The sequence below is a fragment of the Aureimonas ureilytica DSM 18598 = NBRC 106430 genome, assembly GCF_000382705.1.
In the GTDB taxonomy this organism is placed as follows: Bacteria; Pseudomonadota; Alphaproteobacteria; order Rhizobiales; family Rhizobiaceae; genus Aureimonas; species Aureimonas ureilytica.
On the sequence record NZ_ARQE01000022.1, the window covers coordinates 1 to 23,356 of the forward strand.

The window sequence follows — 23,356 nt, forward strand, 5'->3', positions numbered from 1 at the left end:
CTCGCGTCGAGCAAAACTGCGACGAAGCCGTTTTTACCGAACGTCGGATCGTAAGACGAAAGCGCCGCTAGCCTCTACCCGGTGCCAGGGAGCGGTGAAACGCGCATGACGCAGATCACCCTCCTCCCAGGCTCGGCCTTACCCTCGATCGTTTCCGTTGTCGGCGAGCGCGCTTCCATCCGTTTCCTCGAGTTTTTCGCCTCGCACATCCGCAACCCCAACACCCGCCGCGCCTATGCGCGAGCCGTGGGCGAGTTCCTGAGCTGGTGCGAACTGCACGGCGTGGCGTCGATCGCCGTCGTGCAGCCGCTGCACGTCGCCGCCTACGTCGAGGAACTGACGCGGGCGCGCTCGGCACCGACGGCCAAGCAGCGTCTGGCGGCGATCCGCATGCTGTTCGACTGGCTGGTGGTCGGCCAGGTGGTGCCGGTCAACCCGGCGGCCTCGGTGCGCGGCCCCTCGCACAGTGTCAAGCGCGGCAAGACGCCGGTGCTCGATCCGGCCGAGGCGCGCCAGCTCCTCGACGCGATCGACATCGCGACGCCGGCGGGCCTGCGCGACAGGGCGCTGATCGGGCTGATGGTCTATTCCTTCGCGCGGATCGGCGCGGCGCTCGCCATGAATGTCGAGGACGTGTACGTGCAGAACCGGCGCTTATGGGTGCGGCTGCACGAGAAGGGCGGCAAGCGGCACGAGATGCCCTGCCACCACAACCTCGAAGCCTACCTGCACGCTTATCTGGATGGGACGGGCATCGCCGAGGATCGCAAGGGTCCCCTGTTCCGGACGATCGGGCGCGGGACGCGGGATCTGACCCGCACCCCCCTGCCCCAGGCCAATGCCTTCATGATGATCCGGCGCCGCGCCGGCGCGGCCGACATTCACACCGCGATCGGCAACCACACGTTCCGCGCCACGGGCATTACGGCCTACCTGAAGAACGGCGGCACGCTAGAAAAAGCCGCCGCGATGGCGAACCACTCCTCGACCCGCACCACGCAGCTTTACGACCGTCGCTCCGATACCGTGACGCTCGACGAGGTCGAGCGCGTCCTGATTTGAAAACTCTTGCTGTTCGCCTTGTGAGCAAACGCTGGATGGGATCTGGCTGCGATGCAGCGACTATCCGGCCTTCCAAGCGCGGCGTAGTAGGACGATCAGGTCCTCGACCATGTGTCCGCCATCGAGAGCCAGAGCCGCACGAGGCCGAATGGCTGGGTTGAGATGGACAGGACCGGGCTCCGGCCGTCCGAAACCACCCATGGAGTAACTGTCCGGGCTGGCCTGTTGTTCGGCTCGGTCACGCCACACGAGATGATCGGTCTCTGGGAAAGTCAGAACCGGTGCAATGTGCGTTAGCCGCTGGGTTGGATCGATACGATCAAGCGCAGCGTTCGCAAATGCAACAGCTCGACTAACCTCCTCTCGCACGTCCTCCTCGATCACGACCATACCCATCCTGCCGGTGGCGAGCGGGAGCCTAAAAAGCAGGTCGCCACCGGGTCCAAGGCGCACGCTCCCGGCCTCGTCGCCTTGGGTGATGAGAAGGCCGTCGCCGTCCAAGCGATGACTGGTACCTCGCTCGGGGTTGAAGATCTGGACCGGCCCGAACAGTGCGGTTCGCTTCAGATCCTCGACCAGCTGTGGTGATTCAATCTCGGCTGGCCGCAGGATGTTCTGCTGCGGTCCGCATGCCAGCGAGAGAGCGAGGACCGGCCCATTGCCCCGCATGTAGCCCCTACCCCGATTTTCTGGCAGGTGCGCCTGGGCGCGCACCAACATTTCGTGAGGGTCGATCGGACCGGCTGCGTTGGCGAGTTGCCATTCGTGGATCGCGCGGGTGATGAAGCCCTTGAGCTGGTCAGGGGTCGTAAACCCGCCCCGGAACAGCCCTCCTTCCCACCCCTGCACCTCTCGAACGAAGGCTGCTTCCTCCGGAACACGATCAACACCGTCCTGGACGAACGCAATGACCGGTCGGGAGCCCTTGGCCTCGCGATACTCCTCATGCGTCGCGGAGATCCCGGCGGCTTGCGGATCGCCATACTGTGCTCCTAGGATCAGGATCACCAACCCGGACTGACGGAGCCCATCGAGGCACGCGATTTGCGGAGACTGCGGACGAGCACCGAAATCCTCCGCCATGATCGGCTCATGACCGAGTTGCAAAACCGCGTCGCGGGCGGCCGAGCGAAACTCGGAAAAATCCCGGATCAGCGAACTGATGAAAATCTTCATGAGGAACCCGGCATCTGTATGTTCATTGTATGTTCCTGAGAATGAACTGCATCCATCTGAGTTCCATCAGGAGAGGAGCACAGCATGCCCAAGAGTTCAGGAAGCAATCATCGCGACGCCTCGTCCGGCCAATTCACGACGAGTGGCAAGGCAGGGGCTAACAAGGCCGGCCATCAAGCCGAGCCACGCGGGAAGAGCGGCGATGGGCCGGGCTCCCCGTACCGTGATACCGACAGCGGTCAGTTCGTGACGCAGAAGTACGCGAAGGCCAATCCGAAGACGACCGTGCGGGAGAAGTAGAGGCAGAGCGAGCGCCTGTTACATGCGTTTTCGCCGATGGAGCTGACCGAGCGTTCCAGTTCGATAGCTTCGTCGGCGAAACCCGAAAAGGTGGTTTCGGATTTTAACAGGGTGGCGGGAGCATTGCCAAGATGCCGCCGCCAGTAACCATATCGGCTGCTCTCGACTCAATTTAGGCGTTCAGTAGGTCCGATTTCCGACATTTTGAAAGATTCAGAGTTAGCGGGAGCTTATGATTGAGGTTCGCTTACGGTCTCGGCGTCTCGGTCAAGAATGTACTTGAGCGCGATACGGCTGAGAGGGAAAAGCACTGTGTAGAGCAAATCCTTGTCGATGCTTGATCCTTTGTGGGCGACCTTATTGCGCTGTTCGATCAGGGCGGCGCAGCGCGCCTGGTCCACAAGGATCGGCCCGCTCAGACCGTCGATGCTGGAGCCGCCCACTGCTTCGACGGTGCGGGCGAGCTTTGCCGCTCGACCCTCAAGCGTTGTCGTCGGATTTTTCAATAGACCGTTCAGGCGCTGTAGCGCCGGAATGTTCGAGCGCACGGCGTCCTGCAACTTTGCCTTATCCTCGGCCGAGAACATCGGCGTAAACAGGGACAGAATTTCCTCCCGCTTCTCCAATTCCTCTAGGATCACGAACCAGAATAAGAATTTCGACTTCGGCTGCGATGCTTTCATGCCCTCCACGAACACGTCGGTAAGCGGCGACCACCGCAAGACGGACAGAAGCGCCGGTGCGACGGCGACACGCTCTATGGAGGTAATCTGCGTAGAAGCCTCGACCCCGCCGCTCCGAGCCGTGATTGTCTTCACGCCCGCCCAACGGATGTCGACGTAGAGGTTGCCGTACCACGGATCGTGCTGGCCATCGGCGAGAGTCGCCGACCAGGCATCGGCGAAACGTTGAATGAACGAGAACGCGTCCGCTTCGGTCATGGCGTGATCGAAGTCGACCCGAAGAAGCCGGGTATCCCCGCTCGGGCTCTGGATCACGAACTTGGTAAGAGGCACGCCGAGGATGGTCAGGTCCCGAAAGATGATCTCTGTGGCGTCTTGAGACGAGGCATCCAAGAGGACGAACTCGCCGCGACGCGCCGACTGGAAACCAGGCCGGGCGATGTCGTGCGAAGCTACGAGCCTCAGCGGCGCTTCCAATCCAAAGACAGTTCTCTCTTCGTAGCTCATGCGATGTCACTCTAATCCAAGGTTCGTGTTCGTCGGTGGCGTCGATCTCATTTTGTTCGATCTGCCAAGACCAAACATGGGGTTTCTGGCTTTATAGTTATAAAGGTTATTACCTTCTGACCTACAAAGGTAAGAAGGTTTATGCGCTACCGTCTTGAGCGTCCGCTTGGGACGTTAGCCGATACCGCTTCCAACGGAGGTAGGCCGCGAGCCTCCAGCATCTTATTGAACGCCTCGTGTCCGAGCTTCTGGATGGAAAGACCCGTGTCGAGGCTCAGCTGGCGAAGTCTCTTCCGGTCGTCAGGCGAGACAAGCACGCTGACGGGAACGATCTTCGCTGCGGGCGTCGGTGCCGGCACCGAGTTGACAGGGGTGGCGCTCGCCTGTGGGCTCGTGTCGAGGTCTTCATCCAATCCGCCGATCATGTCGGCCAGGGTGCGACCTTTCTTAGTGCTCATAGCTCGCAGCCTCCGTTTTGATCCAGTCCCACACCCTTCGGATCTCGATCGTCGCTTCCTTAGCGCCCTGCCCTTTCATCTCACCCACACCCCGCCCCTCTAGTGATGCATCGAGGTAGGCCGTCCGATCCGTGAGGTAGAATGGGCAGACAGGTATCGGATAGCGCGACAGGGCAGCTCGCGCTCCGGTCGCTCTCGCTTCGTTCCTAGCGGCATTTACGATCAGAACGGCGCGCTTTTCCAAACGCTTCAGGATCCTCAGCGTATCTCCCACGGCCTCGATGTCATCGGGCGACGGGCGGATGGGGACGAGCACCAGATCGGCAACGCGCGCGGCTTCCGCTTCCGGCTCCGTCACCGCAGGCCGGGTGTCCACGAACAACACGCCCGCCTTGCTCTTCAGCGCCGACACCGCCCTCGGTAGGTCGGAACCTTCTAAGGTAAGAAGGTCTGGACGTTCTAAGGGCGGATCAATCTCCTGCCGGCGCTGCCACCACTTCGTGCTGGTGCCTTGTGGATCGCGATCGATGATGATGGCTGGACCGTCTTCAGCTGCCAGAACGGAAAGCTGGCGGACCAAAGTGGACTTTCCCGCGCCGCCCTTTTGCGAAATCAGCGAAAAGGTTTGCACCTCTACACCCCCTATACTGTGAACCTTCGAAGGTTTGAACCTACGAAAAATCAGAGGTCCTAACCTCTGAGGTCCTGTAGGTTTGAAGATGCAGACCATCTGCGAAGGCTTGCGTGGGCCTGTAGCCTTCGCGCGCTAGCGCAGTGGTATTTCTTAATGGACTCGCGTACGCCTAGCTAGTTAGCGAGCAGAGGACCGTCCCATGAGTCGCACCAGAGCTTCCGAGCATGTCGAGCAGATGCGTGCGCGTCGCCGAGCTGCTGGCGTGCGTTCGGTCGAAGCTGTGCTCCACGAAAGCGAGATCGCCGAGCTAGATCGCTTGAAAGCGACGCTTGGTGCTGCATCCCGATCCGAGGTTCTGCGCGTTCTGATCGCGAAGACCCGCTCGCACACCATCACCCCGTCCGACCTCTCGTTGCTCGACCAGAGCGCCGCGTGATGACGGACACCTTCACCACACCGGAGACGCCATAGGCATAGAAAAAGGCCCCGAAGCGGGAGCCGCCGGAGCCTTGATCTGTGTGTGCGTCGCTGCCCACAGATTTAAGCCTCCTCGCCTTCATCGTCAAATGAAAACGCGGCTTCCCGCCACGGTCTTGCTTTGCCTCGCGCAAGGAAGAGCCCATGACGGAAGAACGATCCCGCACGCCCCGACGCGTGCCCGTGCCGACGCGTGCCTTTTCACCAGGCGCGGACGCCGGAACGGACTTGTTTGCCCTGACACAAGCCCTGCCCGACGCCCCGCATCCGGATTTCGCGGCCCGGGCCGAGATCTGGCGCGACCAGCGCGCGGGGGTGATCTCGATCGCCGAGGCGCAGCGTCGCTCGGCCGCGATTGGCGCTGTGTCGGCGAAGGCGACATCGAGCGCCGGCGGACAGGGCAGGGGAGGGAACCCGCGCCCGCCCGTCGCCCGGCCGCGCCACGAGCGTCCTTCGCCGAACAACAGCCGCCAGTACGCCCAGCCTATGGCGACGACGGCGGCGCGCGACGATCGCCTAACGCCGAACGCCAAGGCCTTCCTCCAGGTGCTGCGGGCGCGCTGCGGGAAGGGCCGCGTCACGTCGATCACCAAGGGGACCGCCGGCAACATCATGGCCCGCTCGACTCGCACCATCCGCCGCTACCTCGTGGATCTGGTGCGCTTTGGCTATGTCGAGCTGGAGATCCTGCGCAACGGCCGCGGCCTGCATCTCGGGCTCACCGTCAAGCTCACGGCGCTGGTCGCTCCGTTCTACGAAGAGGCCAAGGGTCTCGCTCGATGGCTGGCCGAGACGCCGGCGGCCGAGTTTAGGCCCTTCGAAGCGATCTATGACCCCATGAGACAAGGGGTGACACTTCTGTCATCCAAAAACCAAACTCAAACAATCTCTTCCTCCGCTACGCTCGGAAATACGGCCACGAACCGCTCTGCGGCCCGTGGAAGGCTTATGAGAAAGATGGAGGCAAGGATGGTGCCAACGATCTGACGCCGCTCAGCGGCCGTCCAGCGCGATTTTCGCCAGCTTCATTCTCCCTTCGCGGCCAGCGATGGCTTCCGCTTGGGTATCGACCGGAGCCGCCGGCTCCGGAGGTGAACGAGAATCTGATGCCCAGATGCGGCGGTTGTCCGGCGTCTCACGCCGTGAGAAGCCGCCACAGATCCTCGGGCGATCCCGTGACGACGAGCGCGATCGCAAGTGCCGTCAGAACCAGAACTTGGAGCACGATGATGGCGACGAGTCTTGATCGAAACGGCTCCTTGCGCGTCTTGTGCCGGATCGTCTGCTGGGCAACGATGGTTCCAACGCTGCCGCCGAGGAGGGCGAGCTTGAGAAGCGTCGCCTCGGGGATGCGTCGGACGCGGTGTTCGGCCTTGGCCTTGTCCATTGCCATGGCGGCATAGGCCAGAAGGTTGATCGCGAGACCGTAGGCGAGGACCCCGATCACCAGCTCGTTCGACATTCGGTTTCCTTCCCCCATCATCGGCATTCAGAATGACGCGGGACCGTTAAAGCGCGGCGAAAGGGCGGGACGCGGCGTTTCCGCTGTTTCCCGATCTTACCCGTTTCAAGGTTCGTCTCGCGGGACCTCGGGCGGCAGCGTTCCCATGCCCCAGCTGCGAATGGGCCAATGATCGTCGTGCCGATCCTCGAGCGTGAAGCGGAACGCCTTGAGAAGCCCGGCGCCGAGGAGGTGTAGCATGTCGGAGAACTGGATCCGCGTCACTTCCAGGCTCAGGTGAAGTGACGGCAGAACGTCGTTCGAGAGGAGGGCACCCGCGTCCGGACTGTCCGGCTTCAGCGGGTTGGGAACGAAAATGGAAAGGACGCCGGGCCAGCGGAAGCTGCTGCCCGGTCCGATTAGGCTCACGGGTATGATGGCGTAGGTGAACTCGACGGACCGACGAGGCGGTCCCGGCTGAACCTCCTGCCCGAAATTCACATTCGCCGCGCCCAGGATCTCGCCCGTCCATGATCCTGACAGGACTGCGGGCAGTTGAGCAGATCGTGGCGTTCGCTGCTTAGCCATATGTTGGTATTTAGGGCGGCAGCGACCGGCCCGAAGGCGAACGCGCTTTCCAACGCGCCGTAGAGAGCCGGAGGGCCACGGAGCAATGTCTCGGCGCCTAGGGCCTGCGATGGTCCGCCTTCTAGTGGACGGTCGGTGGCGGTTCAGCGTCCGGCACCGCATCGACCCGGAACAGATCGATCACGTGAACCCCGAGGATATCGGCCACGCGTCGCACAACTCGCACCGGGATGCAGCAGGTTCCATCTTCGTACGATCGCAAGTCCGCATCGCTCACCCCGATGCGTCGCGCGAACATCGCCAGAGGGATTTCGCGTGCCTCACGAAGACGGCGAAGGCATCGGCCGAGATCGCGATCCAGGCTTTCGGGTTCCAGCACCGGTTGTCCCATCCCTTGCTCTCCTTCGCGCCGCGCTCAGTTGAAGTCGCTGGCGTCGTGCAGCCCCCTGAAGCGCTTGTGGGTCCAGTACTGGACCTTTCGGACGAAAAAGGGCCGGACGCCCTTGAGCTTGAGGAAGATGGTGTTCTCTCCGAGGTGCATGACCTCTTCGGGGGTGAGGAGCTTGCCGCCGATGGACTGAGTGCGCGCGGTGTTCTCCGCCCGCGTGGTGTCGCCGGAGAGGTTGGAGACGTAGCGGGCGGTCAGCTCGTCGTTGGTGTTGAAGGTCTGGAAGACGCCGGCATTGGCGACGAAGGTATGGGCGCCCTTGCCGTACAGCTCTTCCAGTTGCCCCCAGTTCTGGAGGAAAGCCCAGAGCTGAAGGCCGTAGCCGGCCATGAGGCCGAAGGCGGTCTTGATGGCGGGCATGTCGCCCACGGAGGCGAACTCGTCGAGCAGGAACAGGACGGGCGCTTTCGGCTTCTGACGCGTCCGCTCGATGTCCTGAAGCGCACGGGTGACGAGGAGGCGCACCCATCGGCCGTGCGAGGCCAGGCGCGACTGCGGCAGGACGATGAAGACGGAGGCCGTGTCGGTTTTCAGGGAGCCGAACTCGAAGGACGAGGCCTTGAGGGTGGCGCGCAGCTGCGGGCTGTCGAGGAAGCTCGTCTGCTCCTGCGCGGTGGAGAGGATGGCGGCGGCCTCGCGCTCGTTCTTGGCGCGGAAGACGTTGGCGGCGCTCGCGATCGCGCCATCGGCCTCGGTCATCTCGGCCATGATCTCCAGAAGCCCGGCGAACTTCTCCTTCGGATAGGTGAGGTAGTCGCGCAGCGTCACGAGGTTGCGCCGGTCGGGCTTTTCGACGGCGGCCACCAGCATGATGAGGCCACGCAGAAGCGAGCGGGCGCCGTCGTCAAAGTGCTGATCGCGCGACTGCGGCGGGGTGACGACGAGGGCCGCTGCCAGCGTCGCGGCATCGTCCACGAAGTCGGGCCTGGCGACATCCAGACCGGTCAGCGGATTGAAGGATGCGTTGGCCTGACCGCTCACGTTGAACGGATCGAGGACGTGAACGGGTCCGAAGGTTTTGCGATGGCGCGCGGTGACCTGGACGTTCTCGCCCTTGGGATCGATCACGATGACGCTTCGCTCGGCATGGAGAAGGTTCGGGATGATGACGGAAGCACCCTTGCCCGAGCGCGTCGGGGCGAGGGTCAGGAGGTGTTCGGGACCGTCGTAATGGAAGAAGCCACGCTTGCCCGACGCGCCGACGAGAAGAGCGGTTCTCGATCCCCGCAGAAAGCGTTTCTGTTCGACCTTGGTGGCGAAGCGTCCGGAGCCGTGCGAGGTGGACATCTGCGGCCGGGAGAAGGCGGTGATAATGTTGAAGCCGACGAGCCAGAGCGTCGCGGCGAGCAGAAATGGCGGAATGGCAAGCGCGATCCAGGCACCCTGATCGAACGCCCAGTAACGGAAGATCGGCACGAGCGGGATCTGGTACCGGCCTTCGACGATCGGCGCGATCCAGCTGAAAAAATCATAGAGCCAGCGTCGATAGGGTTCGTTCAGCGCCTCCTGCATCTCGCGACTTCGTCCGGAGAAGAAGACGAGCAGGAAAAGCGGGAACAGGAAGTAGCCGAGCGTCGCGCCGATCATGGTCGGCTCGGTGCGCTTTTCCCAAAACGTCTTCTGCGGCTGGCTCATTCCCGATGGTCCGAACCGCCGTCCTGCGCACCCTCCGTGCCGGCACCGTTCGATCCGTCAGCCTCGCCCGTGCCGCCGTCATCGCCTGCGCCCTTCTCCTTTTCCGGCCCGCCCCCGTCAGACCTAAGCGCAATGAACTCCGGAAAGAGCTTGCGATCCTCGGGCCGCACGAGGAAGCCGGGAAGCTCATCGGTCAGCCAGTCGGAGAGTCGCCGGGTGAACTCGGGATCACGCCCTGCTTCCAGGCGCTGAAGCAGGAGTGCGCCAAGCAGCACCTTGCGGCGCGTATCGCGCGCCCGATCCTGCTTGTTGAGCCTCGCCTGAAGGGTACGCTTGCGCGTCTCTAACTGCGCGATGCGCTCCTCGATCGTCAGTCTCGCCATGTATGATGTTCCCGTTTCAAACCCCTTCCTCTTCTTCTACCCAAACTCCTCCATTCTCCCAATCATAAATTCCACCACTCCATAGTCCTTCAAAATCCCATACTCATTTTCACATCAAAAATCCAAAATATCCATTTCCATCAATATCATATTCCAATTCATCATTCCCATTCTCTCCCATCTTTTTCATACTCATATCCATCTCCCATTTATCCACCCACATCGTCATCATTTTCGTTTCAGAAAATTATAAGAGCGCACTTACGACTTGCGGGACAAATCGGTTTGCGGCACGCTCCGCGTCGAATGGATCGCCGCTGGCGCGATCCATGCCCATCCTGGAGCCGCATCCGCCTTGGCGATCTACCACTGCTCGATGAAGCCGATCGCCCGCGCGACAGGGCGCAGCGCCGTTGCGGCGGCGGCGTATCGATCCGGCGAGCGGCTGGTGAACGAGGTGGACGGGCGGGTTCACGACTTTCGGTCCAAAGCCGGCATCGAGCATGCCGAGATCGTCCTGCCAGCGGGTGTGGATGCGGCGTGGGCACTGGATCGTTCGGCTTTGTGGAATGCAGCTGATCAGGCCGAGAAGAGGAAGGACGCCCGCGTCGCCCGCGAATTCGAGGTTGCGCTTCCGCATGAGTTGACACCGGAACAGCGGATCGAACTGACGCGCGCGTTCGCGCAAGACTTGGCGAGCCGCTACGGCGCGGCTGTGGACTTCGCGCTGCATTCTCCATCGGGCGAGACCGACATCCGCAACCATCATGCGCACATCCTGATGACGGTGCGCGAGGTAACATCCGAAGGCCTGGGCGCGAAGACGCAGATGGAATGGAGCAACGCGCGACTTCTGGCCGAGGGGTTACCGACCTCGCACATGCAGCTGCGCGATCTGCGTCAGGCATGGGAGCATCACGCCAACGAGCATCTGGCACGCGCCGGTCACGCGGAGCGGATCGATCATCGCTCGCACGAAGCGCGCGGTCTGGAGATCGCGCCGACGCAGCATATGGGCGTGCATGCGACCGAGATGCAGCGGCGCGGCATGGATGTGTCGCGGGTTCGTCTCGAAGAGGACGCGGCGCGGCAGAACGCGCAGTCGATCCGTGATAACCCCGAACAGGTTTTGCATCTCGTCACCGGCGAGAAGAGCGTGTTCGATCGGCAGGACGTGGCGCGTGCGCTGCACCGCGCGATCGATGACCCGCAGGAGTTCCAGAACGCCTTTGCGCGGGTGATGGCGAGCGCCGAGCTGGTGGAGCTTCGCGGCGAGACCCAGGACCGGCACGGGCACGCCACCGAGCTGGCGCGCTATTCGACGCGCGAGATGATCGAGCTGGAAGCCGGCATGGTCATCCAAGCCGTTCGCATGGCGGAGAGCGGCGGGCACGGCGTCGAGGCTGATCATGTCGAGCGCGCCTTCGCGGCGCGGACCTGGCTGGCCGAGGAGCAGCGAGAGGCGGTTCGCCATGTCACCGGCGAGGAGCGCTGCGCGGCGGTGGTCGGGCTGGCGGGGGCGGGCAAGTCCACCATGCTGACGAGCGCGCGGGAAGCGTGGGAAGCACAGGGCTACCGCGTGCATGGCGCTGCGCTCGCCGGCAAGGCGGCGGAGGGGCTGGAGGAGAGTTCGGGCATCGCCTCGCGCACGCTGGCCTCGTGGGAATACGGCTGGGCGAACGGACGTGGCCAGCTGGGACGAGGCGATGTGTTCGTGATCGACGAGGCCGGCATGGTCTCGTCACGTCAGCTCGCGCGCTTCATCGAGGAGACGGACCGCGCGGGAGCGAAGCTCGTGCTCGTTGGCGATCCCCAGCAGCTTCAGCCGATCCAGGCGGGTGCCGCCTTCCGGGCCGTCACCGAGCATATCGGCTTTGCCGAGCTGGAGGAGGTCCGGCGGCAGCGCGAAGGGTGGCAGCGCGAGGCGAGCCATGACTTCGCGCGGTTGCGCGTCAGCGAGGGTCTCTCGGCCTATGAAGGGCATGGCGCCATCCGGTTCGCGGAAACACGCGAGGCGGCACGCAGCGCGATCGTCGCCGCTGTGATGCGGGATCACGATGCGAAGCCGGAGGCGTCGCAGCTCGTCCTTACCTATCGGCGCGCCGACGTGCGCGAGCTGAACGAGGCGATCCGGGGCGAGCGCCGGGAGCGCGGCGAGCTGGAGAATGAACGCTCCTACCGGACCAACGACGGCGAGCGGGTCTTCGCGATCGGCGACCGCTTCCTGTTTCTGGAGAACGACCGGGATCTCGGGGTGAAGAACGGCATGCTAGGAACCGTCAGCGCGACCCGGGACGGCGAGATCGTCGTCCGGCTGGACGGGGCGCAGGGGCCGGGACAGGAGGCCGGTGAGAAGGGACGTGTCGTGATGGTGCCGGTCGCCGAGTACGACAAGTTCGATCACGGCTACGCGACGACGATCCACAAATCGCAAGGTGCCACCGTGGACCGGTCCTATGTGCTGGCGTCGGGCGGCATGGACAGTCATCTCGCCTATGTCGCGATGACCCGTCACCGCGACGACGTGCAGCTCCACGTCGGCCGTGACGACTTCGCCGACATGAAGGCACTCGTGACCGGGCTCAGCCACGCCAACACCAAGGAGACGACGCTGGACTACGCGGAGCGTCGCGGGATCGAGGTCGAGGGGCGGCGTGACGAGCGCACGGAGCGACTGTTGGCGGACGGGGCCCAAGCCATTCGCGTTCCGGACGCGGCCGAGCGGGAGGCTCCTACAGAAAGCCACACGGCTCGCCTGGTGCGGGAAATGCGCGAGGAGCGGGAAGCGCCGCGTGAGGCGCCGGTGCCGCTTCCTGCCAGCGAGCGCGTGTCGGTTGCCGATCGCATCGCCGCGCTAGAGGCGCGGTCACAGGAGCGGGTCGCTGCCGAGCGCAGGGCGGGTGAGCGAGCGATGCCGGCGCCGGAGCGGAGCGGAGCCAAAGAGCGGGATCAGGCACCGGGACGCGCCCCGGAGGGCGAAGGCGAGCGGCCGACCCTTGCGCAGCGTCTCGATGCGTTGAGGGTGCGCGACGCTGGGCCCGCTGAGGGGCGCGAGGACGACAGACCGAAGCTCAGCGTCACCGAGCGCATCGAGGCGCTGCGTGAGCGCGTGGAAGGTCCGAAGGAGCGCGAGCCATCGCAGGAGCGGGAGACCAGCGCGGAGCCCGTCCAGAAGCGATCGATCGAAGAGCGCCTGGCCGAGCTGCATGCGCGTCAGATCACGCCGGAAGAGCGTCAGCGGAGCCGCGAGCAAGAGCGCGAGCGGGACAGAGATCGTGATCGCGGCGGGTACGAGCGATAGCGGCCAACTGGCATGAGAGTAGGCCGACCAAGGTCACCATGTTCACACGCTGCACAATCCGTACGGTTGGCATATCATATGTCTGCAACCTACGATCCATCGGGTTCAGATGGAGGATGGCATGAACGAGGAACAGGGCCCGGGCTGGCAGCGCTGGGTGTCGAGCCGGCATCGGGCGAGCCGCGATCCGGCGACGGGCGAGTGGCAGATCGAAAGCTGGCGCCTGCACGAGCGGTCGAACAGCGGGCCGATCACGGTGCGCGCCTATGTGGAGGCTCTGCCGGAACGCATCTATCCCGATGGCCTGGAAGCGATCGCGGGATCGCGGGGCAGCGACATGGCCGTGTTCGAGCTGGAGGACGCGGGGGAGGTTCATGTGTTCGCCATGCGATGCGTTCTGCTCGCTCAGCTGCCGGAAATCGTCGCCATGGCCCTGACGCCGCGTGCCGAGCGTCAGGCGATCCGGGACGCGTTCCCCCTCTACCGCGAGATCATGGATGCCCCGCGATTCATCTGGGGCACGCCTGCCTACCGCATGGCCTGTCGGAACCTCGGCATCGATCCGGACGACGGGCGTCCCGAGTACCGGCGGGAAGACGGTGCGATGGTGGAGGCTCTGGAGAACTGGATCATCGATCCCGTCAGGCCATTCAGCACGGATCAGATCCATGTCGGCGAGGTTCTGGAGCTGATCCGCGTGGATCGACAGCCGAGCCCCACGCTTCACGACGAGGTCCGCCGGCAACTGCCGCTCTACCGGCGGATCAACCTGCCGTTCCTCAGGGAGATCGAGCGGCGGGTCGCCGCCTGAGCAGACAGGTGGGCGGCTGCGATCCGGGCCGCCCCTCCCTTCGCTATGGAGGGCTCCGGTCGGGGCGGCCCTGCCGTCGTGCCACCTGTTGTAGCAAGCATTCAAAATCGTAGAGGAAAACGCTTTCCGTAACACAAAAAATCTCTTCGTGTTCTTGTCGTACGAAAACCCACGAGCTAGGGTTTTTTTGTGCGTAAATTGAAGGGTGTGAAATGGGTCGACCAAAAGCAGAAAAGCCGCGGAATGCGACCCTTAACGTGCGTTTGACCGAGGAGGAGCGTGCCTCATTCGACGAACTCGCCGTCGAAGAAGGGTTCTCAAACGTCAGCGAGTACATTCGATTTCTGCATAATCAGCATGTTGGAGCCGTCTTGCAGGAGGTGGAGTCAGAGGACTTCGAGGAAAAATTTTCCGAACGCTTGATCCGACCATTCCACAAGACCCCTCTTGGTGAAATGCTCTGGGGCGACTCTCGGGCGCATCTTTTCAACGGCGCGGCGGCTAACAGCGTCGATCTTATAATGACGAGTCCGCCATTCGGACTCGTGCGCAAAAAAAGCTACGGCAACGAGGATGCGGACGAATATTGCAACTGGTTCCGGCCATTTGCTGAGGGCTTCAAACGTGTCCTCAAAGATGATGGAAGCCTTGTCATCGACATCGGCGGTGCTTGGGTTCCGGGTCAGCCGACGCGCAGCCTCTACCATTTCAAGCTGCTTGTCATGCTTGTCGAAGAGTATGGCTTCCACCTCTGCCAGGAGCATTATTGGTGGAATCCTGCTAAGCTCCCGACGCCGGCTGAATGGGTGAACGTGCGCCGAGTTCGGGTCAAAGACGCTGTGAACACCGTCTGGTGGCTATCGAAGACGCCTTATCCAAAGGCGAACAATCGCCGCGTCCTTGCTCCCTACAGCAAGTCGATGCGCGATCTCCTACGCAATGGCTATGTCAGTAAGCTCAGGCCGTCCGGGCATGACATCTCCACGAAATTTCAGAAAGACAATGGCGGCTCCGTCCCTCCGAACCTTCTCGCCATCGCGAACACGGAGTCCACGAGCCGCTACCAGGAGCACTGCCGGGACAACAATATCCCGATCCACCCAGCGCGCTTCCCACCGCAACTCCCGGAATATTTCATCCGGTTCCTGACGGACCCTTCCGACATGGTGCTCGATCCGTTCGGCGGCTCTTGCGTGACAGGGGCCGTCGCAGAGGCGCTCGGCCGCCGCTGGGTCTGTTGTGAAATGTCCGAGGAGTATCTCAACGGTGCCCTCTCTCGCTTCTCCCCCAGCCCGGCTTCTCTCATCAAGGATCGACCGGCGAGCTACGAGATCGCGCCGCCGTGCGCTGTCCCCGTGGATGAAAGCGATGTGCCGCTGTTCGCGGATGGAGGTGCCAAGCGTCCTCCTCTCGGGAAGCACGAGATTACCAAGGAGCCGTCAGAGACGCTGCCCAAGCGTCGAGCCCGTGTGGCTGCCTGAGCGCTTCGAAATCCACGCTGAACGGAGCGTCGCCGGCGGGATCGATCCGTGCCGGCGCATTGCGTGACAACGCAACAAGGGACCGGGCCAGTAAAGGGCCGGTCTCACCGGGCGCAGCATAGCTGCGCCCATATCGAACCACTTGGTCAACGGCTTCGCGAAACCGCACGTTCGCCGTCTCGCCAGCGATGTATTTGACCTCCACCACGGCTGCGACCGCATCTCGATCGCGATCTACGACGATCAGGTCTGGCCGCTCCGTACCGACATTGATGCCGTAGGCTCGCAGAACGTCGCGCACCGTTGCCTCCGAGGGCTCAAGCGTCGGTGCTTGATGATAGTGGGTGATTTGCTGCCAGTAGACCGCGAAGCGCCCGGCTGTCACGATCGGCTGGGCGGAATCCGCCCCGAGCAAGCGAAGGCCCAAAGTTACGCCGGTCGCGCGGGCCAAAGCCTCTCCGAGGCTGAGGCCTACCGCGAGTTCAAACCTACGCCAGTCTTCGAGAGGGGCCAACAAAGCGGACCGGGCTACGCGCTCCATTGCCTCTGGCTCGCCTCTTTCGAGGCCTTGCATCAGCCGGTAGGCATCGACCGCCAGACGGTACATCGGTCGCCGGGAACGTGCTGCATCACGAATGGCACCCGCGTTCGGGCGCTCTCCTAACGAAACCGCCCGCAACGGCTCGCGCAGGCTGTCGATCCGTTGCAACAGGCGCATCTCGGACTGAGCCTTCTCGATCACCGGTAGGTACGGCGATGTCTTACCCTGCCAGGAAAGAAGCCGAGCGGTATAGGAAGCTGCCTCACGAAGAACCCAAGCCAGTAGCAGGTTCGGCCCCGTATGGAAGCTGCGCACCGCTTCGTGGGTGACAAGTGCAGATGGCAGGCCTGATTGCTGTCGGTAAAGCCAAGTCCGCCGCGCATCGATCCGTCCGCGTGCCATGGCATCGTCAGTCCGCACCCGGTAGGTCATGAGAGCTTGCGCTTCATGAGGGTGAGCCAGGACGTAACCCACCAGATTGCGTACCGGCGCGGAAAGTGCCCAATGCCCTTTGAGGATTTCAACGTCGCGGCGTTGATCGAGGCGTGGCGTCTCGCCTCCGATCGCTGCACCGCTCCGAAAATACCGAAGCAGCAGCCCTGCCGAATAATCGACAATGGCTGCATCGATGCTCATCAGATCGCCACCGAGTCCAACCGACGCTTCACCCGGTCGGCCTCGGCGCCCGTCAAGTCGTAGGCTTTGACGATGGCCTCAGCGATGTTTCGAGCGTCCTGAAGGAGAACACCATCCAACATCGGCAGCAGCACCATGTCGACGGCATCGAGGGCAGCGCTCCGCATCGCAGCGTCTGCTGGCTCAAAGAAGCCTGCGCCTGGAGCAAGCTCGCGTATCGCTTTGATGGCATCGATGATGGGCGCGGGACCAATCACACGCGCAGCATTGATCGCTTTCCAGACTTCCGCCAGCGGGCACACCGCTCCTGCTGCCGGACCGGCCGCTCCAGCACCTGTTGCGGTCAGATACTCGGCAATGAAGGCGGCAAGGTCGGTCGGCGCATCGACGTAGACCCAGCCGAAGCGACGGCTGAGTGCGTAGGACATCTGATAGAGCGACGCCTTGTCGATCGAGTTGATGGTGGCGACGAGCCGCCAAGCGGGACCTGGCGCGAATTCATGATCCGCCGCCCCCGCCTTCGGTCTCGGTAGAATGACGTAGGGTTGGCTGTCCCTGTCGCTGATGTCTGTTCGGTATGGAAGCGTGGTTTGCTGGCCCGAGAGAACGGTGAACAGCGGGCCGATTACCTTGTCGATGTCGCAGCGGTTGAGTTCGTCGATGATGAGCGGTTGATCGAAGGCGCGCAGCAGAATGCCCGGCACGAAATCGACCTCACCGCCGCCGATCGGCTGGTAGCCGCCGATTATGTCCTGCGAGCTCCAGTCTGATGAACCCGTCACCAGCGTCCATTGCCCACCAGGCAGACTGCTGGCGATCCAACGGGCCAACGAGGTCTTGCCAGTCCCAGGCGGCCCATAAAGCATGATGTGCTGCTTGCCCGACCGCAGCATGGCATTGATCTGTCGATAGACGGCCGGATCGATCCCAAGGAGATCGGGGTCCACCGGGATCTCGATATTGGCGAAATCAATGTCCTCGACCGCTTCGGCAGCCTCCGCTTGTGGCGCTGCCTCGGCGTTCACTGGTGGTGGCCCAGCGGCCTCCCAGGCTGCGGTAATATCCGTCTTGAGGGCTTCAACCTGGTCGTCATCGCTAAGGTCGTAGAGTGGGATCGGCTCCAAAGCGCCGTCCTGCGGATGAACATGGATCGCCGAGCGGATGGCATCGATTGCATCGCCATAGCTGACGCTGGCCGGCGCACCGTTTTTCTCAACCTCGATCGTGTCGGTGCGCGGCCGAAGCCCGAGCAAAGCGGCAAACACGTATCTTTCTTGCCGCTTTGCCCGATCAACGCTGCGAAACAGACCGCCTGTCGCGGGATCGAAAGAAAATGCATCCGAGGACGATCCGGCATCCAGCGCTCCGTGAAAGACGAAGAGGACGTTTGCCTCGAAATCATCGGCGCGACGGAAAGCCCCCTGTTCGATTTGAATCAGCGGCAGAATACGGATCGCGAGGCCAGCCTTGTCGCCCTGCGCCGTGTTTGAGCCGCCGATGCCAATCTCTTGAAGATCGGCAGGCAAACGCGCGACCGCTCCCGCTCCCGTGACATCGACGTGGAAGAGCCAGCGCGGCGGCTTGTTGCCGGAGTATTGGGGATTTCCCCAATAGCCCGTGCCCTCGTCCACCGTGTGGTTGCCGATGTTGCTCCCGCCTTTGAAACCCGAGCGGGAAAATTGCAGGTTCAGGTCGCGGAGGAACGTGGTCAACCAGCTGAAGACGGATTGCCTGTTCTCGATCCCCGTTGCCATGCGCTCTCTTTCAATTCCGATCGTGGGGCGGCCAAAGATCGCTACGAAGAATCGATCCGCTGGACGCGTGCCAACCCTAGCTGAGTGTGAGCGGTTTAGAACTCCGTAGTCCATGGCTCTCAACATCGAGCGAAGCCCCTTCCCATCTGGTGGAAAGCGATGGAAGGATGCGCGCATGGCTCGTCTTACCCGCAAAACCGACCTGCTCTTCCGTTTCGAGGAAGCCATCCGTTCGAGCGGCTGGAACCTGTTGTACCTGACACAGGGCGCTCATCCGGCACGGTACCGGATCTACCGCGACGGTCGGAGCATGACGACCAAAGTCTATATCTGGAACATCAGCCATGGCGGCGGGACGCGCTCGGAGAGCGAGTACCGCATTCAGGTCACGGGAATCGATCACTTCGAGCCCGAGCCCGAAGGGCGGACCTTGGTGCTGGGGTGGTGGGAGGATGTTGGTGTCTTCGCCGGTTGGGATGTCCGGCAGCACTTGGGCACTTTGGGCTCGTCACCGTCCATGCAGGTCGAGGAAAGCGCTCTGAGACAAGCGCTTCTGACCGGCTTTGCCCCCTATGTGAAATCCAACGGCGAGACAGCGATCGCCTTTCGGCCGGACTTTGCGGGAACCTACGTCGAACACCTTAAGGCGTTGCACGATAGCGGCACCGTTCACGAGGAAGCGCAGCTTCTTGCCAAGCTCAGCAAGGACCCCGACGATGTGGACGATCAGGACATTCAGGATGATGTGGCTGCGCCACGTCAATATGCCGTCCAGGAGACGCGACGGGCGCTTCGGGCCTTGGACTTCAGCAGCCGAGTTCTTAGCGCTTATGGGCACCGTTGCGCGATGTGCGGCATCCAGCTTCGGTTGATCGACGGCGCTCATATCCTGCCGGTTGCGCATGCCGACAGCACGGACCAGACCTCGAACGGCATCGCTCTTTGCGCCCTCCATCACCGAGCTTACGATCGTAGCCTGATCGCCTTTGATGAGAAATTTAAGATCCACTTCAATATGGAGCGCTTCAAAATTCTCAAGGACGCCGACAGAATTGAAGGCTTCGAAGCATTTCGGGACAGTCTGCCTCAGTACATAGATATCCCACCGAACGGAAGAGATCATCCAGATCCTAATTACATCAATAAAGCAAATAGAATACGAGGGTGGTATTTATAAAAATATACCACAAACAATCATCCTGTAACAAAGAAAGATACAGAAATATTTACGCTTCGAGAATGGCAGCATGAAGCAAAAAATATTTGGTTGCAGAAACTCTCCGGTGTGGTCGAAGTGGTCACAGGAGGGGGGAAGACTATATTTGCGCTTGAATGCGCGCGTGAATTGCAAAAGCTAAACCCAGAGACAAAAACACTAATCATTGTACCTACACAAGCGCTGGCCGATCAGTGGTTCGTTGAGATAAGCACATTTTTTCAGATAGACGAACGAAGGATAATATTATTATCCGGCGACAAGAAATACAAAATAGAACATGATTTCGCTATCTGCGTCATAAACTCCGCCCGTAATGTTGTGGAGCATTATTGTTCCAACTATCCAACGTTCCTTATTGTTGATGAGTGCCACAGAGCAGGATCTCCAGAGAACTCACGGGCGTTGGGTGGGCAACATGTTGCCGCCCTCGGACTTTCCGCCACGCCGGAGCGTCAGTATGATGGGGGTTTTGAGCAGCATATAGTGCCAGTTTTAGGGCCGGTAATTTACCGGTACAATTACGTTGACGCAGCACGGGATGGAGTACTTGCTGCGTTCTCTCTTATAAACATCGAAGTCGAATTCTTGCGCGATGAGAGGGTAGCCTATCGAGACCTAAGCAAGCGGATTGCCGGTGCCTATGCGCATGGGAACGAAGAGGTAGTCGAAAGCCTACTACGCCGACGTGCTGCTGTCTCAACGAATGCGGCTATGCGGGTGCCCGTCGCTGCCCGACTGGTCGACCAACATAAGGGCGAACGAGCTGTAGTATTTCACGAACGAACTGACGCAGCCGACACGATCTGCGCCAATCTTCGGGCAAGGGGACACCGTGCCACTATCTATCATACTGGCATCGGACCAAATTTGCGGCGAGACAATCTACGCTTATTCCGCAAAGGTATATTCGACGTGCTGGTCTGCTGCAAAGCACTTGATGAGGGGATTAACGTTCCCGAAACGCAAGTAGGCATCTTAGCGAGTTCGACTGCAAGTAATCGCCAACGCATCCAAAGGCTCGGGCGACTGCTAAGGCCGGCACCAGGTAAAGCTCACGCGACGATTTACACTGTTTTTGCAACCGAAGAGGAGAAGAAGCGGCTGATCGGAGAAAAGGAACGCTTGGAGGGCATAGCTGAGATAAGGTGGCAAAAAGCAGGGCTAAACAGGCATGGCTAGGCTCCTGCACGCTGACATATGGTACGATCTGCTTCCGCCGGGTGCAATGTCAGAAAAGGTGTTCGAAGGGATCCTTTGCCAACATGCCGACGTGCTCGCTGGAAATTGTTTCCTACGACCTTTCAAGCTGACCGTCCGTGGATCAGAACGTGACGGAAAACCGGATTTAGTGCTTATCGATCAGGACTACCGTTTCTGGTGGGTGATTGAGGTCGAGCGCGGAGACCATGACCTGATCCGTCACGTTCTGCCGCAGATTCGGTGTTTTCGTACAGCATCGTACGGCCTAGAGGTGGCGGAGTACCTTGAGCGCCATAATCCCGATCTCGATCCTGTCCGACTACGCGATCTGATGCTAGGCGATCCGCCGGAGGTCGCTGTCGTTTCAGATCGATGGGACGAGACCTGGGAGCGGGAGATCAGGCTTGAGCAGGCCCGGTATCTTGCGGTGACGATATTTCGATCGGCCCAAAACCGATTGACCTTCATGCGGGAAGGATTTCTGCCGTCGCACGACGGATCTTATCTGACCGAATGCCTGACGACGGACTGGCTGGCCATCATGGCGCTAACGGTACGCGCTCCGGCAGCACTACCGATCGCGAATGGCGAGGTAATAGACCTCATCTTCCGCGGAAGCGCCATTGGATGGAAGCGGGTCGATACACAATCGAGCTGTGTGCTGATACCCCGACAGCGGGTAGACCTATTGCCGCAGACAACCTACCGAATAGAGAAGTCAACGGAAGGGACTCTTCATCTTGTCCCTCGAAGGAAAGCGCTATGACCGAGCTTCATCTGCAAGTGGGCCTCAACGCGATCACCCAGTACCGGCGCTTAGATTACACGCCTTGGCATGCCATCGCCGAGTTCGTCGATAATTCAACCCAATCGTATCTCAATAGTCGTGATGCGCTTCAAGAAGCGTTTGATAAGGATGAAGAGGGTTTTGAGGTCCATATCTCCTACGATCGGGATCACCCGGCTAGGCTTCGTGTAGCCGATAACGCAATGGGAATGTCTTTGCCCGAGCTTGAGCATGCGCTGCATATTGCTCGGCCTCCCAATAACACTGATGGTCGTAGCCGCTATGGCCTAGGGATGAAGACGGCAGCCTGTTGGGTGGGAAACGTCTGGACTATTACGACAAAGAAGCTTGGTAGCTCCGATGAGTATACTGTTCACGTAGATGTTGAGCAAATTGCTAAGGGCGATAGCGCGCTTCACGTCGATACGCGGAGCGGTCTTCCGTCTCATCAGCATTACACGATAATTGAGGTCATAGACCACAATAAGGAATTCAAAGGAAGAACTCTAGGTAAGATAAAAGACCATCTGCGATCGATGTACAGAAAGGACATTGAAAGCGGAAAATTAAAGATCTCCTGGCGCGGCGAGGAACTGGAATGGGAAGGGTTGGACGAGCACCTACTTCGGAATATAGCAGGAGACCTACACAAGAAAGATTTCAAATTTGAGGTTGATGGTCACACAATTCATGGATGGGCCGGAGTTCTAGAACGCGGAAAGCGCTCTGATGCCGGTTTCTCAATGCTTCAGGCCAATCGAGTCATTCGCGGATGGCCCTCCGCTTGGCGGCCAGAGCGAATTTACGGCGCCGAGCGCAACGACCTGATCAATCAGAGACTGATCGGAGAAATACATCTCGACGGCTTCGAGGTCACGCATACCAAAGACAATATTCAATGGCATGGCGATCAAGAAGAGCGGGTTGAAAAGATACTCGCACAGGAAATTGATAGCCTCGTCAAGATCGCTCGAAGCTTTCGAAAGAAGGATGATAGCTCATCAGGACCGTCTGACGCGGATATTGACTCCGCTGCGGCGGCACTTGCGGAGGAATTGAATTCACCCGAGATTGTTGACTCGATTAGCATCGACGATATTCCAGAAGATGATATAATTGGTGAAGGTTTTTCGAATGTAGCGGATGACGTCGAATCGAAAGGTACACCACGGATAAGCGCCAAGATCGGTAGCTTTATGGTGCATGTCTACCTCTCAGGAGACATGAGCCCTAATGATCCATACTTTATAGTAGACAGTGCAAGACCAGATGAAGTGATCATCATAATTAATCTATCGCATCCGTATTTACAGCAACTAGATGGACCTGTTGCAGTCCGAAACTATTTTAAGGACTGCATATACGACGGGCTTGCTGCACATCAATCTCAGAACAAGCGCGGTCGGATTGAGTGGAACACCGTTTCACTCCTCAAGGATCGCCTGTTGCGTGTTAGCTTTGAGATGATGGAAGCGGAGGCTGAAACGGAGGAATAGGTCCCCGCCGGACGATGGCCAAAGATAAAGTCTTTGAGCAAGAGCCCGGCGGAAACTTTGAAATCATATATGATAATGTCCTTTATCATGTGCTCTGCGCGAGCTAATGTGAAGCATGGTCAGACTTTCGGTTCCCTCTATCCCAGGAGCAATCCATGGACGTGGCAGTGTATGTGAAAGTGCGCCGTACGAACCGCGATCGCGTGGCCCTAGCGGATGGGGCAAGGCGTCAGGCGAACTATCTCGGACCCGAGGGGTTCGACGCAATAAGAGGTCAGACCGACGCACGCTTTCAGAAGCAGGACAATCACCGGCTCGTGTTCCGTTCGCTACGGCTC

At 60.7% G+C, this 23,356-nt stretch carries 23 protein-coding genes; 12 read left to right on the forward strand and 11 right to left on the reverse strand.

All coding sequences use genetic code 11. From position 1 onward, the window contains the following. The first annotated feature begins 105 nt into the window (after nt 1–105). The gene (locus B146_RS0123245; RefSeq protein ID WP_019998883.1) at nt 106–1,062 is read left to right on the forward strand and encodes a tyrosine-type recombinase/integrase; all 957 of its coding nucleotides are present in this window, start codon (nt 106–108) and stop codon (nt 1,060–1,062) included. A gap of 60 nt (nt 1,063–1,122) precedes the next feature. Here the strand turns inward: B146_RS0123245 and B146_RS0123250 are convergent, their stop codons facing one another. After that, a complete protein-coding gene (locus B146_RS0123250; protein ID WP_019998884.1) occupies nt 1,123–2,238 on the reverse strand; it encodes a DUF4062 domain-containing protein in 1,116 nt (371 codons plus the stop codon). Nucleotides 2,239–2,322: 84 nt separating this feature from the next. Here B146_RS0123250 and B146_RS29620 point away from each other — a divergent pair, with 84 nt between their 5' ends. Beyond that, nucleotides 2,323–2,538: a hypothetical protein gene (locus B146_RS29620; protein WP_192843354.1), complete on the forward strand. Its 216-nt coding sequence runs from the start codon at nt 2,323–2,325 to the stop codon at nt 2,536–2,538. A gap of 230 nt (nt 2,539–2,768) precedes the next feature. Here B146_RS29620 and B146_RS0123255 read toward each other — a convergent pair whose 3' ends face one another. The 3 genes from B146_RS0123255 to B146_RS0123265 form a co-directional block, all read right to left on the reverse strand. Then, nucleotides 2,769–3,728: a hypothetical protein gene (locus B146_RS0123255; protein WP_019998885.1), complete on the reverse strand. Its 960-nt coding sequence runs from the start codon at nt 3,726–3,728 to the stop codon at nt 2,769–2,771. A 146-nt stretch (nt 3,729–3,874) separates the two neighbouring features. Continuing rightward, nucleotides 3,875–4,186 carry a ribbon-helix-helix domain-containing protein gene (locus tag B146_RS0123260; RefSeq protein ID WP_019998886.1) on the reverse strand — a complete coding sequence of 104 codons (312 nt, stop codon included), beginning with the start codon at nt 4,184–4,186 and terminating at the stop codon, nt 3,875–3,877. Continuing rightward, the gene (locus tag B146_RS0123265) at nt 4,176–4,817 is read right to left on the reverse strand and encodes a nucleotide-binding protein (RefSeq protein WP_040408932.1); all 642 of its coding nucleotides are present in this window, start codon (nt 4,815–4,817) and stop codon (nt 4,176–4,178) included. The genes B146_RS0123260 and B146_RS0123265 overlap by 11 nt, the downstream gene beginning before the upstream one ends. 202 nt (nt 4,818–5,019) lie before the next feature. Here B146_RS0123265 and B146_RS27290 point away from each other — a divergent pair, with 202 nt between their 5' ends. Beyond that, nucleotides 5,020–5,256, forward strand: coding sequence for a ribbon-helix-helix protein, CopG family (locus tag B146_RS27290; RefSeq protein WP_019998888.1), 237 nt, complete (start codon nt 5,020–5,022; stop codon nt 5,254–5,256). A 185-nt stretch (nt 5,257–5,441) separates the two neighbouring features. After that, the gene (locus B146_RS0123275) at nt 5,442–6,284 is read left to right on the forward strand and encodes a helix-turn-helix domain-containing protein (RefSeq protein ID WP_081631118.1); all 843 of its coding nucleotides are present in this window, start codon (nt 5,442–5,444) and stop codon (nt 6,282–6,284) included. Nucleotides 6,285–6,432: 148 nt separating this feature from the next. On the opposite strand, the gene B146_RS0123280 is transcribed toward B146_RS0123275, so the two are convergent. From B146_RS0123280 to B146_RS27295, 5 genes are all read right to left on the reverse strand, one after another. Continuing rightward, nucleotides 6,433–6,759 carry a DUF1294 domain-containing protein gene (locus tag B146_RS0123280; protein ID WP_019998890.1) on the reverse strand — a complete coding sequence of 109 codons (327 nt, stop codon included), beginning with the start codon at nt 6,757–6,759 and terminating at the stop codon, nt 6,433–6,435. Nucleotides 6,760–6,864: 105 nt separating this feature from the next. Continuing rightward, the gene (locus tag B146_RS0123285; RefSeq protein WP_081631119.1) at nt 6,865–7,326 is read right to left on the reverse strand and encodes a hypothetical protein; all 462 of its coding nucleotides are present in this window, start codon (nt 7,324–7,326) and stop codon (nt 6,865–6,867) included. A 121-nt stretch (nt 7,327–7,447) separates the two neighbouring features. Then, nucleotides 7,448–7,717 carry a helix-turn-helix domain-containing protein gene (locus B146_RS0123290; protein ID WP_019998892.1) on the reverse strand — a complete coding sequence of 90 codons (270 nt, stop codon included), beginning with the start codon at nt 7,715–7,717 and terminating at the stop codon, nt 7,448–7,450. 24 nt (nt 7,718–7,741) lie between these two features. Further along, on the reverse strand, nt 7,742–9,409 hold the full coding sequence (locus tag B146_RS0123295) for a type IV secretory system conjugative DNA transfer family protein (RefSeq protein ID WP_019998893.1): 1,668 nt from the start codon (nt 9,407–9,409) through the stop codon (nt 7,742–7,744). Beyond that, complete coding sequence (locus B146_RS27295) at nt 9,406–9,792, reverse strand: hypothetical protein (RefSeq protein ID WP_019998894.1); 387 nt, start codon at nt 9,790–9,792, stop codon at nt 9,406–9,408. The genes B146_RS0123295 and B146_RS27295 overlap by 4 nt, the downstream gene beginning before the upstream one ends. 355 nt (nt 9,793–10,147) lie before the next feature. On the opposite strand from B146_RS27295, the gene traA reads away from it, so the two are divergent. From traA to B146_RS27300, 3 genes are all read left to right on the forward strand, one after another. Next, complete coding sequence (gene traA, locus B146_RS0123305; protein WP_081631123.1) at nt 10,148–13,093, forward strand: Ti-type conjugative transfer relaxase TraA; 2,946 nt, start codon at nt 10,148–10,150, stop codon at nt 13,091–13,093. A 121-nt stretch (nt 13,094–13,214) separates the two neighbouring features. Beyond that, nucleotides 13,215–13,904, forward strand: a complete 690-nt coding sequence (locus B146_RS0123310) for a hypothetical protein (protein ID WP_019998896.1) — start codon at nt 13,215–13,217, stop codon at nt 13,902–13,904. Nucleotides 13,905–14,161: 257 nt separating this feature from the next. Continuing rightward, nucleotides 14,162–15,385 carry a DNA-methyltransferase gene (locus B146_RS27300; protein WP_202815008.1) on the forward strand — a complete coding sequence of 408 codons (1,224 nt, stop codon included), beginning with the start codon at nt 14,162–14,164 and terminating at the stop codon, nt 15,383–15,385. Here B146_RS27300 and B146_RS29275 read toward each other — a convergent pair. Both B146_RS29275 and B146_RS0123325 read right to left on the reverse strand, forming a co-directional pair. Continuing rightward, on the reverse strand, nt 15,330–16,562 hold the full coding sequence (locus B146_RS29275) for a hypothetical protein (RefSeq protein ID WP_155897691.1): 1,233 nt from the start codon (nt 16,560–16,562) through the stop codon (nt 15,330–15,332). The genes B146_RS27300 and B146_RS29275 overlap by 56 nt on opposite strands. After that, a complete protein-coding gene (locus tag B146_RS0123325) occupies nt 16,562–18,316 on the reverse strand; it encodes an AAA family ATPase (RefSeq protein WP_019998899.1) in 1,755 nt (584 codons plus the stop codon). Before B146_RS0123325 ends, B146_RS29275 begins: the two co-directional genes overlap by 1 nt. A 175-nt stretch (nt 18,317–18,491) precedes the next feature. On the opposite strand from B146_RS0123325, the gene B146_RS0123330 reads away from it, so the two are divergent. The 5 genes from B146_RS0123330 to B146_RS29625 form a co-directional block, all read left to right on the forward strand. After that, nucleotides 18,492–19,493: an HNH endonuclease gene (locus B146_RS0123330; protein WP_019998900.1), complete on the forward strand. Its 1,002-nt coding sequence runs from the start codon at nt 18,492–18,494 to the stop codon at nt 19,491–19,493. A gap of 45 nt (nt 19,494–19,538) precedes the next feature. Next, the gene (locus B146_RS28745; RefSeq protein ID WP_274532752.1) at nt 19,539–20,714 is read left to right on the forward strand and encodes a DEAD/DEAH box helicase; all 1,176 of its coding nucleotides are present in this window, start codon (nt 19,539–19,541) and stop codon (nt 20,712–20,714) included. Continuing rightward, nucleotides 20,707–21,501 (forward strand): hypothetical protein, encoded by a 795-nt coding sequence (locus B146_RS29450; RefSeq protein ID WP_162141971.1) that lies wholly within the window; start codon nt 20,707–20,709, stop codon nt 21,499–21,501. Before B146_RS28745 ends, B146_RS29450 begins: the two co-directional genes overlap by 8 nt. Beyond that, the gene (locus tag B146_RS28750) at nt 21,498–23,018 is read left to right on the forward strand and encodes an ATP-binding protein (protein WP_162141972.1); all 1,521 of its coding nucleotides are present in this window, start codon (nt 21,498–21,500) and stop codon (nt 23,016–23,018) included. The genes B146_RS29450 and B146_RS28750 overlap by 4 nt, the downstream gene beginning before the upstream one ends. Before the next feature lie 155 nt (nt 23,019–23,173). Then, on the forward strand, nt 23,174–23,356 hold a 183-nt coding region (locus tag B146_RS29625; RefSeq protein WP_205753719.1), incomplete at its 3' end, for a hypothetical protein.

Coding starts and splice junctions, on each gene's coding strand:
- B146_RS0123310 (WP_019998896.1), top strand. CDS start 13,215: ATGAACGAGGAACAGGGCCCGGGCTGGCAGCGCTGGGTGTCGAGCCGG.
- B146_RS27290 (WP_019998888.1), top strand. CDS start 5,020: ATGAGTCGCACCAGAGCTTCCGAGCATGTCGAGCAGATGCGTGCGCGT.
- B146_RS29275 (WP_155897691.1), bottom strand. CDS start 16,562: ATGAGCATCGATGCAGCCATTGTCGATTATTCGGCAGGGCTGCTGCTT.
- B146_RS0123275 (WP_081631118.1), top strand. CDS start 5,442: ATGACGGAAGAACGATCCCGCACGCCCCGACGCGTGCCCGTGCCGACG.
- B146_RS0123260 (WP_019998886.1), bottom strand. CDS start 4,186: ATGAGCACTAAGAAAGGTCGCACCCTGGCCGACATGATCGGCGGATTG.
- B146_RS0123295 (WP_019998893.1), bottom strand. CDS start 9,409: ATGAGCCAGCCGCAGAAGACGTTTTGGGAAAAGCGCACCGAGCCGACC.
- B146_RS29620 (WP_192843354.1), top strand. CDS start 2,323: ATGCCCAAGAGTTCAGGAAGCAATCATCGCGACGCCTCGTCCGGCCAA.
- B146_RS28750 (WP_162141972.1), top strand. CDS start 21,498: ATGACCGAGCTTCATCTGCAAGTGGGCCTCAACGCGATCACCCAGTAC.
- B146_RS0123330 (WP_019998900.1), top strand. CDS start 18,492: ATGGCTCGTCTTACCCGCAAAACCGACCTGCTCTTCCGTTTCGAGGAA.
- B146_RS0123250 (WP_019998884.1), bottom strand. CDS start 2,238: ATGAAGATTTTCATCAGTTCGCTGATCCGGGATTTTTCCGAGTTTCGC.
- B146_RS27295 (WP_019998894.1), bottom strand. CDS start 9,792: ATGGCGAGACTGACGATCGAGGAGCGCATCGCGCAGTTAGAGACGCGC.
- B146_RS0123285 (WP_081631119.1), bottom strand. CDS start 7,326: ATGGCTAAGCAGCGAACGCCACGATCTGCTCAACTGCCCGCAGTCCTG.
- B146_RS0123290 (WP_019998892.1), bottom strand. CDS start 7,717: ATGGGACAACCGGTGCTGGAACCCGAAAGCCTGGATCGCGATCTCGGC.
- B146_RS0123325 (WP_019998899.1), bottom strand. CDS start 18,316: ATGGCAACGGGGATCGAGAACAGGCAATCCGTCTTCAGCTGGTTGACC.
- B146_RS0123280 (WP_019998890.1), bottom strand. CDS start 6,759: ATGTCGAACGAGCTGGTGATCGGGGTCCTCGCCTACGGTCTCGCGATC.
- B146_RS0123245 (WP_019998883.1), top strand. CDS start 106: ATGACGCAGATCACCCTCCTCCCAGGCTCGGCCTTACCCTCGATCGTT.
- B146_RS29450 (WP_162141971.1), top strand. CDS start 20,707: ATGGCTAGGCTCCTGCACGCTGACATATGGTACGATCTGCTTCCGCCG.
- B146_RS0123255 (WP_019998885.1), bottom strand. CDS start 3,728: ATGAGCTACGAAGAGAGAACTGTCTTTGGATTGGAAGCGCCGCTGAGG.